The sequence below is a fragment of the Algoriphagus sp. 4150 genome, assembly GCF_031457395.1.
Taxonomy (GTDB): domain Bacteria; phylum Bacteroidota; class Bacteroidia; order Cytophagales; family Cyclobacteriaceae; genus Algoriphagus.
Genome location: NZ_JAVDWS010000007.1, coordinates 58,884 through 69,592 on the forward strand (window position 1 = coordinate 58,884; position 10,709 = coordinate 69,592).

General features: G+C 42.5%; 5 protein-coding genes. 3 read left to right on the top strand and 2 right to left on the bottom strand.

Annotation, left to right across the window (positions count from 1 at the left end; genetic code table 11):
- Window positions 1–187: 187 nt before the first annotated feature.
- Entirely contained in the window at window positions 188–3,274 is a 3,087-nt protein-coding gene (locus tag J2X69_RS11360) for a TonB-dependent receptor (protein WP_310103242.1), read from the top strand.
- A 169-nt stretch (window positions 3,275–3,443) separates the two neighbouring features.
- Window positions 3,444–5,189, top strand: coding sequence for a RagB/SusD family nutrient uptake outer membrane protein (locus J2X69_RS11365; RefSeq protein ID WP_310103245.1), 1,746 nt, complete (start codon window positions 3,444–3,446; stop codon window positions 5,187–5,189).
- Between the two features lie 280 nt (window positions 5,190–5,469).
- Here the strand turns inward: J2X69_RS11365 and J2X69_RS11370 are convergent, their stop codons facing one another.
- Together J2X69_RS11370 and J2X69_RS11375 are read right to left on the bottom strand one after the other, a co-directional pair.
- On the bottom strand, window positions 5,470–7,308 hold the full coding sequence (locus J2X69_RS11370) for a metallophosphoesterase (RefSeq protein ID WP_310103247.1): 1,839 nt from the start codon (window positions 7,306–7,308) through the stop codon (window positions 5,470–5,472).
- Window positions 7,309–7,325: 17 nt separating this feature from the next.
- A complete protein-coding gene (locus J2X69_RS11375) occupies window positions 7,326–8,405 on the bottom strand; it encodes a phosphatidylinositol-specific phospholipase C1-like protein (RefSeq protein WP_310103250.1) in 1,080 nt (359 codons plus the stop codon).
- Window positions 8,406–8,657: 252 nt separating this feature from the next.
- Here J2X69_RS11375 and J2X69_RS11380 point away from each other — a divergent pair, with 252 nt between their 5' ends.
- Window positions 8,658–10,472, top strand: coding sequence for an alkaline phosphatase (locus J2X69_RS11380; RefSeq protein ID WP_310103254.1), 1,815 nt, complete (start codon window positions 8,658–8,660; stop codon window positions 10,470–10,472).
- Window positions 10,473–10,709 lie beyond the last annotated feature (237 nt).

The window sequence follows — 10,709 nt, forward strand, 5'->3', positions numbered from 1 at the left end:
TATCTAAGGTGGCCGGCATCATTGCGGATAATCAGGTTATAGCTTAATATAACCCTAAAGATAGCTTAACAAGCCAATGTGGTATATAATATACTTTTGAGATTGGAATTAAAAAGGAGGGTCGTTGCAACGGACTTTCGAAAATAATCTATTGAAAAAATTCTTAGTCATCCAATACTAACATTTTATGCATTCAAAATTACCATTGTCTAAAATCATACGTGCTTCCGCATGTATGATTATATGGGCCGGATTGAATACCGGTCCATCACATCTAGTCGCCAAGGATATTGAACATGACGGAGGGCTGGAAGCAAGTGGTCCGATCACCGATATAGTGCCCATTCTACAATCAATCTCCGGTACGGTAACGGATGAAACAGGAGAGCCCCTCCCCGGCGCAACGGTTCGGGTTAAGGGATCGGTTAACGGTACAGTAACAGATCTTGATGGAAAGTTTTCTATTGAGGTTGGAGAAGATGCCGTCCTTCAGATTTCTTATGTGGGATATGTTTTGCAAGAGATTTCAGTGAATGGACAATCTATTATAGATGTCCAATTGATGCCTGATGCTACGCAATTGGATGAATTGGTGGTAGTCGGCTATGGTACCCAAAAGAGGTCAGATGTCACCGGTGCCATCGGTTCCGTTAAAAGTGAAGACTTCAATAAAGGGTTGGTTTCAAATCCCGTAGATCTTTTACAGGGGAAAATTGCCGGTGTGAACATTACCTCCACCAGTGGTGAGCCCGGGGCCGCACAAAATGTGATTATTAGAGGTGTAGGAAGCTTACGTTCAGGTACTCAGCCTCTTTATGTAATTGATGGCTTTTTGCTGGATAATTCCGATACAGGAATTGCCTCAAATCCCCTAAACTTCCTTAATCCCAATGATATAGAAAGTATCGATGTGCTAAAGGATGCCAGTGCTACAGCCCTGTATGGCTCGCGTGCCTCAAACGGAGTAGTAGTAATCACTACCAAAAAAGGGAAAAAAGGAACTACCCAAATGAATTTTTCTGCTTCCTCAGCATGGTCATCTTTGGCTAGAAAAATAGATGTATTCGATACAGATGAGTTCCGTCGCCAAGTAGTGGCTGCGGGTGGAGCTTTGCTGGATTTTGGTGGAGATACCGATTGGCAAGATGAACTGACACAAACCGGATTCTCTCAGGATTACAATTTCTCTATGAGTGGAGCCAGCACGGAGAAGTTTTCCTATTTCACCTCAGTAGGCTATCAGGATCAAGAAGGTATTCTGAAGAATAGCGAGTTGAAGCGTTACTCAGGTAAATTAAACATGAATCAGAAGGCGTTCAACGGTAGACTGATCGTCGATTACAACCTGACAGCTTCTCATACCCAAAATTTGAGACCAAGCATCACATCCATAATCAGTGATATGCTCAGCTTAAACCCGACAATTCCGGCATACACAAATGGTGAACCTACCTTATTGGAGACCAATACGTTGAACCCACTGAAGAGGAATGAATTATATAGTGATAACGCCTCCAACAATCGTATTTTGGCTACGGTTTCCCCTTCTTTTGAAATAGTTGACGGACTTACATACAAGTTGAATCTTGGCGTGGATTATTCCAGTACAAACAGATATCAGCAGTACAGACCCTTTACAGGAGTGATCAATGAGTCAAATGTGTCGGATGGGACATTGGACGAAGGAATAAGTGCCAATACCAATCAACTGGTCGAAAATACCCTGACTTACAATTGGAATACAAATGTCCACAATGTAACTGTGTTGGCCGGACATTCTTACCAGACATTCCTGGACGAATATAGGTTGACTTCTGCTAGAGGCTTTGCAGATAATAATATCGAGCCTAGGTACCAAGACCATAATAGTACCACTAAGTATCCTACTACAGTCAATTCATCTGCGGTGAAGAACGAATTACAGTCTTTCTTTGGTAGACTGAACTACATCTACGCAGATAAGTATTTGTTTACAGCTACGCTTAGAGCAGATGGATCATCCAAGTTTGGTGAGAATAACAAGTATGGTTACTTCCCTTCTTTAGCCCTGGGCTGGAATGTCACCAAGGAAAATTTCATGGCCAACTCAATCTTCAATAACCTAAAAGTTCGTGGAAGCTGGGGCAAAACCGGGAATCAGGAAATTCCATCCAAGATCACTAAAGCCAGTTATTCTGAAGATAGAACCTCTGAAGGATCAGGTAGTTTCAATACTTATCCTATAGATACCGATGCCACATCATTGGATGGTTATCCTTATGGAATTGTGTTTACCCGCTTGGCAAACCCTGATTTGCAATGGGAGGTATCTAGCCAAATAGATCTGGGAATTGATTTTGCATTTTTTAATCACCGATTGACAGGTACGTTGGATTACTTCAATAAAGTGTCTTCCAATATATTACTGGAAGTAGTTCCTGCCGACCCTGTTGAGCCTACTCCTACATATTGGTCCAACATCAAGGATATGAAAATCCATAACAGTGGAGTTGAAATAGGGTTGGATTATGCCGGCAACGAACATGGATCTTTCTCTTATACTATTGGTGGTAATGTGACTTTTATTCAAAATGAAGTAAAAGACTCACCGTATTCTGTATTGACTACCGGGGCAGCTCAAGGTGCGGGTCAAACAGGTGCCACTATTAACGGATATATCAATAATCATCCTATCGGCGCATTCTACATGCTTCAGTTTGATGGAATAACTGAAGATGGTGTGAATAGATTTAAGGACATCAATGGAGATGGTCAAGTCTTGGACAATGACCGTAGTGTGGTGGGAAGCGCAATTCCTAAATTCATCTATGGGTTTCATACGAACTTCAAGTACAAGGCTTTTGACTTAGGGTTGAATTTCAACGGTACGGCGGGAAGCAAGATTTATAATCATACGGCCATGTCATTGTTCACCAAAGCTCAATTGTCCAGATCCAATAACACGACGGATTTTGCAGCTCAATATCCTGAAGAGTCTTTTAACAATTCCAACACTGTTTCTACCAGATTCCTGGAGAGTGGCTCGTTTTTCCGATTGAACAACGCTACACTAGGCTACAATATGAAATCAGACATGATAGGATTGGGGGATGCTTTCCAAAATATCCGCCTTTCTGTCACAGGACAAAACTTGTTCGTGATCACCAATTATTCCGGATTTGATCCGGAAGTCAACACAGGTTCCACTTCCGGTGGAATCCAAACCTTTGGTGTCGACCGTTTTACCTATCCTAGGGCAAGAACATTTTCGATCAACCTGAACTTAACCTTCTAAAAAGAAAATAGATGATTATTAAATCATTTAAAAAAATATAAACAGATGAAACAGATGAAATCGAGCATGTCGAAGACGACACACAACTTGTCCCGAACTTGCTTCGGGAGAGGGATGATTATCCTGCATGCGAGATTCCATGTGGCCAATAGAAAATAATTATAAACACATGAAAAATATCAGATTTCACAAAATCCTTCCCATAGCGGCTTTTTTACTCGCATTTCTAAGTTGTACCAACTTGGATGAGGAAATCCTTGATGAGTCATTGACAGGAACCGGCCAAGCGGAAGCTGTAAGCGGATCCATTGCTCCCGTATATGGTATGCTAAGACAGGTGTGGTTGCACACAGTCAATTTTGGACTGCAAGAGGTAGCTTCTGATGAGGGAATACTTCCTTATCGTGGAGGAACGGATTGGTTTGATGGAGGCAAGTTTCTTGCGATCCACCAGCATCTAATGACTTCTACCAATAGTCTGGTGGGAGATACTTGGACCGCCATAGCCCAGACATTGTCCAGGGCCGTTTTGGCAGAGGAGAGACTGCGATTGGAAGTGGAAAATGGCAATTCAGCCGCCCAAGACGCCTTGTATGAAATGATTGCCATGAAGGCCTACCTTAATATGCTGGTACTGGACAATTGGGGACTTGTTTTCAAGAAAAATGCTTCTGACCAACTATCAGAAATTCTCAGAGGCCAAGAAGCAATCAGCTATATCGAGACAGAGTTATTGTCAGTAGTGAATGTGATCAATAGCAATAAGGGGCCCGGTAGGTTAAACAAACATGCAGTAAGTGCATTGTTGGCGCGTTTATACCTGAATGCTGCCGTGTATAGAGATCCATATGGTACACCTGATTTTAGAACAGAGGATATGGATAAGGTAATACAATACACAAATGAAATTATCAGCGGGCCTTATTCATTGTCTGCTGAATATTTTGAATTGTTTGATGATGGTAACGATAAGAATCCTGAAATCATATTTTCTCTTGATCAAAGAGGGGTACTTCAGAACGAACATAGCCGATGGGCTTATTGGCCGATATCCGGAGACCTGATCCCAAGACCGGAATTCCCAAATACACGTGGAACCGATGCGGTAGGGGTAACCCCGGATTTCTTTCAAACTTGGGTGGAAGCTTATGGTAATGTGGATCCTGCCGATGCCGATGCCCGTTTCTTCAAAGAGAACACGATAATTCCTGAAAATCTAAAGGATCTTACCGGGGTAAATCCTACGAATGATGCAAATCATTTCTATACTATTGACGCAAAACAATTTGAAATAGACAGAGGGATTCTCAGGAATATCATATGGGGACCGAGAAAAGATGGGAGCGGAAATATAATGACTGACTCAGATGGAAAGGTGAAAATATACCCGGTGATCAATAGAAGAAGCAGCGGTGCAAACATCCGTTATGTTGATCATACACTCAAAGTTGATTTTACAAATGAGGGCAGCTTGCATAATGCAGGGTACCGGTTCTCAAAGTATCAGTTTAGTCATACAGCTCCTGATTGTTGTAACTTTAGCAGTGTCGATTTAGTCTTGATCCGCTTGGGAGAGATTTATTTGATGCGTGCTGAAGCCAAACTGAGAAAAGGAGACAATGCCGGAGCATTGGAAGATATCAATACCTTAAGGACTTCCAGAAATGCTCGCCCGGCACAGACACCGGCTCCTTTGAATTCAATTGACCTGAATGTGCTTTTCAGGGAATCCGGATTTGAGCTGTATTGGGAAGGACATAGAAGAAACTACCAAATACGCTTTGGTAAATATGAGGATAGCTGGACGGAGAAGAATGATACCAATGTGAACAAACGGTTATTCCCTATTCCCCAAAGAGCTATGGACGGTGCGTCAAGTGAACCGGGATTTTTAGTACAAAACCCAGGTTATTAAAACCTCTGGAGTATCTCACTCTCCGCCTCAGTTTGTGTCACAGGTCCTTCGCCTCGGTTTGTGTCTTCACAAACCGAAATGAGTGCCGTTCGTGATGACACGAACGGGGGCGTAAAAAAGCCGATGAGATTCAATTCTCATCGGCTTTTATTATAATCTTGAGTGTCTCACTCTCCAACTCGGTTTGTGTCTCACAAACCGAAAAGTAGGCCATTCGTGACGACACAAACGGCGGCATGGAGGACATTGATAAAGCACGAATGGGGGAATGAAGAGAAAGTTAGTCTATTCGATGAATGGTATTGTTTTTCAGATCGATGGAGAAATGATCGGAAGGAAGTGAATGGATAAGCTTTTCGAAAATCCCAAAGAACTGAAGGAGATCATTAGTTAGATTGGTTTCGGTACTCAAAGTTTTGGCGGAAACTGTAGCAAGCAGCTCCTCATAAAAAGCAATCCTATTGGCTGGAATCAGTTTTTTCCCTAACTCATCCCCATTTTTTAATAGGTAGAAATCATCGATGATATGCCGGTCTTTTTTGTCTGCGTCAAAGTTAGTTTTCAGGGCTTTCAATTTTTCGCCAAGAAAATGGTTTCCATCCTTTTCATCCATCTTGCTCCATTGATCCAGTTCCTGATTTGATAAGTTTCCCAGAAGCAGGGCAAGATTTTCCGGCCAATCGGAAGGAATAAATCTTGATCTTGTCAACTCCAGCAAATGATTTCTGGTGTATTCCAAATAGTCCTTGGAAGCCAAAATCGTACTATCCCAAATTCCCGGGCTCTGATTTTCCAGCAGCCAGCGATGCTCCATCCGGTATAGATCGAAGAATTCGTTCATGTGTTCCACTTCAGTGAGAGAAATGGTCTCAATCTCAAATTTGCTCCGGTTGGTGATTTTTGCCGTTTTATAGGCTGGGGGAAAAGCAGCCAAGGAAGGTACTTGAATATTATACATGGTGTTGGATGATTGATCTTGGTAAAGTCCGGTGTCATTGATATGCATATGTCCGGCAAAGTGTATTTTGATGCCTGCTTCAGCATATAGCTTACTGGTTTCTGTATGGGGAACCCGTTCTAGTTGAAATTTTTTTGTGCCAAACAGGGATTTCATGTCATCAGAAGCGCCGTCATGGAATTCTACCAATGGATAATGACTGAAAGAGATCACGATTTTTCCTCTTTTCTCTGCTTCGCTTGTCACTTTCCTGATCCAATCCAGCTGATGTTTTTTATGAATTGCCGCTTGATTGAACCCTATTGAGGAGCCTTTCCACTTGGGATTGGTTTCTCCTCCCGAATAGGTATAAACATTCCCGTCCAGCGCCAGCAACCAGATTCCTTCTACAGGCTCTACTACATAGCTGGCGTCCGGCAACGATAAACCGGAGCCTTCCAGGGGATAAACCCGACTTTCAAGATCAGCAGATGCGTTTGTCCGGTGGAAGTCATACTTTTCGTAGTCAAATTCTTCAAATGGGTGTGTCCAGAAGATGTCTTTTTCGTCGGGGAAAAAACCAAAATCCCCCAGTGTATGCGTGATTTCTTCGTATCCCCAGAAGTTGATTTGCTCAGATATGGCGACATCTCCGGAGGAATAAAAGTCTGCCGATCCCGCGATGGGTTGTTCTGATCCGTCAGTGCCGAGAAAGTCAGTTTTACCGCCCACTCCGCCATATGGCTTCACAGGGTCATGATTACCGGTGGTCAAAAAGAAACGCATCCCGGAATGTTCAGCATAGTGATCAAGGATTTTCCGTAGAGCCAAGACATTCATAGGCTGCCCGTCATCAGTGAAGTCTCCGGGAAGAACCACTATTTGGATCCCTTTAGTTTTTAGTTCTTCCAAAGCGCTGATAAAGGCAAAGTAATTTTCGTTGAAAAGGCGCGTAGAATTCAACTGGCTCTTCATCGTCCGAATCGTGGCAAATTTGCCGGTAGCAGGATTGAAAACTCCTTTGAAATCTTCAGATTGCAAATCGGCATAAACATCCTGAAGATGTATGTCGGAAAGAAAGGCTATTTCGGCAGCATTAGTTTGGGCTAGCAGTGGAGAGTGGGAGCAGACTAATTGCAATGCTGCTCCTAAAATCGTTGGGATAAGGTGGTTTTTATTCAAAATAGGAAGCAGAGATTTTAGTTTTTGGGCAAAACCGGATTCGGTCTTTCGTACACGTTTTCTTCAAAATTAACTTTGTAATCCGATTTGAAGAAAGTTGAAGTGTGGTAATAGTCTGTGGTGATAACCTGTGCTCCTGAAACCTTTGCTTTTTCGAATGTAGTGTAATCATCCACTCGGGCCTCTTTAGTATCTGAGTCTGCACGGGTTCTAACCATATATCCCTTTTTGACCAGATCACGGATGTATGCTTCATCTTTTATGGGATTGTTTATTATCCGGAACCCCGCTGTAGGATTTCCTTCCTTCTTATTTACAAACAGCACAGCATCTTTCAGCCAGGGTTTGGCGCTGAGATATCGATCGATTTTTTCTTCATTTTCATCCAAAACAAAAAGGAATTTACCTCTTACTTCATCCACTCTTGGCCAGTTTCCTGAGAGAATAGCAGTTTCCAGATCAGCGTATTCCCCTCTAACGAGATCGGGAGTGATCAGATTATCCATTCCCAAATGTGTCCTGATTTCCAAATCAATGCTATCGAGCGCTGTAGCGGTAAAGGGAAGTGTGGGGCGGGTGCCGGGAATATTTCCATCTTTTGCATTGATCAATATAAAAATCGGAGAATGTTCAGGGTTGCTTTCACTCCATTTCTTAAGTGCTTTCAACGCGTTTGCAAAGAGTAAATAATGGGATTGAAAATCCAGGTCCTGCACATGAAAAAGCTTTAGCCCCGGCTTGGAAAGTGCCTCAGTTGGATCGTAGTCCGGCAATGTTCCCCCACTGCTTTTTATGATTTCCAGTCCTTTGGGATTAGCATATCTTCCTCCTTGCGGATCATGGAATACATCCAGTTCCAAGTTCCTTAAACCCATATCCAGCTGTGCTTCCAGCGAGATATGTGCATATTGAAGGCTCTGGGATGCAGCAGGATTTACTTTTGCCAAATATTCCAATAGCTCAGGAGCCATTTCACTTTTGTAGCTGTTGTGACTGCCGATTACCTGGATCTGATTGAGTTTTAGATTTTGTGCAGAAAGATGCAATGAAAAGAATAGGCAAAAAGCCCAAATTATAAAGGAGACGCCGGATTTCATTGTTTTGAGTTTAATTGGCAATTTTCGATTTTTTGGCAGTATTTCCAGAAATAGTGCGTCACCTTTTTGTTATGAATTTATAGCGCTTGAGGAAGTTAGGATTTGCCGTAATTATTTTATTTTAAGGGAGTTTTAATGTTCATGTCTGGAGTCATCCGGGGTGCACGGAATTTTGACTTTATCAATATGTTAAGACTTTGCCATTTAGCTTCCTGTATGTCTTCGTATCCTATTAAAAAGCTATTTTTGGAAATGCGTATATTCTTTTTTATTCCTGTTCTCCTTCTTCTGACGGTCTTCGGGGCTTCTGCCCAAGACTCAGCACAATTTCAAATACACTCGCACAACGATTACTTGCAAAAAGTGCCTTTCTGGACTGCATATTCGGCTGGGGCAGCTTCTATCGAAGTAGATGTGATTTTGAAAGACGGAAAACTGATGGCGGCGCATGAACCTGAAAGCATTGATCCGAAGAAGACCATCGAAAGTCTGTATTTAGATCCGATTACTGAGGGAGTAAAAAGTGGTGTGATTCCCACTGTCGATTTTCATTTGCTGGTAGATCTGAAGACTGAGGCATATTCCACGCTGAAAGTGCTGGAGGAAAGTATGAAGAACTATTCAGATGTGCTCTATAGCATTGATAATCCGGGTGGTTTGAAATTGATTGTATCAGGCAACAGGCCAAAACCTGAGGAGTATGGGAATTATCCGAACTGGATGCTATTTGATTATCAAAGTCTGGAACTGACTGAGGATTTGCCATGGGACAAAATCGGAATGGTGAGTTTGAGTTTTAGCCGGTTTTCTGTGTGGAATGGAAAAGGAAGAATGGTGGAAAGCGAGCGAAAAAAGGTTCAGGACTTCATTGACTTGGTTCATGGTTTTGATAGACCTGTGAGATTTTGGGGTTCTCCGGACAGTAAATCTGCATGGAAAGCATTTTATGAAATGGGCGAGGACTATATCAATACCGATCATCCTATAGACGCGGCAGAATACCTAAGTAAATTGGGCGAAAATATCTATCAAAATACCTCAAAGCATGAGGTTTACCGGCCAAAATTTGAGGTGGATGGGGCGGAAGTTCCGGTGAAGAATGTGATTTTGATGATCGGGGATGGAAACGGATTGGCACAGATAGCATCAGCTTTAGTTGCTAACGACAATCAACTCAGTTTAACACAGCTGAAAAATATGGGCTTGGTCAAAACGCAGGCTGCGGATGATTTTACCACAGATTCGGCTGCAGGAGCGACTGCCTTTGCGACAGGAGAGAAAACAAATAACCGTGCATTGGGAGTAGACACTGAGGGAAGACCCTTGAGCAATCTACCGGATATTTTGGATGAGTATGGTTTCTCGAGTGGGATCATTACCACGGACCAATTGACGGGGGCTACCCCGGCGGCATTCTATGCTCATCATCCTGAGCGTGATGATTCTGATCAGATTGCCGCTTATCTGCCAGAGAGTAAATTAGACTTATTTATAGGTGGAGGAGGAGATAAGTTTATATCCCAAAAAGAAAGATTGAAAAGTGCAGGATTTGTCCTGAGTGAAAATTTAGAAATCACAGAGGCGGGTCGAATAGGCTATTTTGCCGCGCCGAAATCCTTGCCTAAAAAGCTGGATGGGAGAGGAGATTATTTGCTGAATAGCACCGCTTTTGCGCTTGATTTTTTTGATAAAAAAGGTATGCCGTTCTTCTTGATGGTGGAGGCTGCGAATATTGATTCGGGAGGACATTCAAACAGCACTTCCATGATTGTATCCGAGATGTTGGATTTTGACGAAGTCATAGGTAGCGTAATCCGATATGTAGATGCGAATCCAAACACCTTATTGATCATCACGGCAGATCACGAGACAGGTGGAGTTTCCATTCCGCAGGGGGATCTGGCTTCTTCTACTGTGGAGCTGGGGTATCACAGCGATGATCATACGGGAATTATGGTTCCGGTATTCGCTTACGGAGCTCATTCGGGAGATTTCAGAGGCGTTTACGAAAACTCGGCCATTTTTCACAAGATTATGAAATTGGTAAAGGAATATCACCGAAAATAGTAGCCGGAAGTTCTACCTCTTTCCTGCTAAAGTGAATGGAAGCATAAAGAGATTTCGGACAAAATCGAAAGAAAGATCTATAGCGAAGCCCAAAAGTCTAAAAGGGAGCAAAATCAGCCAGAAGATAGGATAAAGAAATAAGCCTATAATAGCCAATGGCCAACAGAGCACAAAAAGAATACACCAGAGTAAGAAGCTTATCATTTTTTTGTTTTTTTACTTATATAGTCAATAGCT

Coding starts and splice junctions, on each gene's coding strand:
- J2X69_RS11360 (WP_310103242.1), top strand. CDS start 188: ATGCATTCAAAATTACCATTGTCTAAAATCATACGTGCTTCCGCATGT.
- J2X69_RS11365 (WP_310103245.1), top strand. CDS start 3,444: ATGAAAAATATCAGATTTCACAAAATCCTTCCCATAGCGGCTTTTTTA.
- J2X69_RS11375 (WP_310103250.1), bottom strand. CDS start 8,405: ATGAAATCCGGCGTCTCCTTTATAATTTGGGCTTTTTGCCTATTCTTT.
- J2X69_RS11380 (WP_310103254.1), top strand. CDS start 8,658: ATGCGTATATTCTTTTTTATTCCTGTTCTCCTTCTTCTGACGGTCTTC.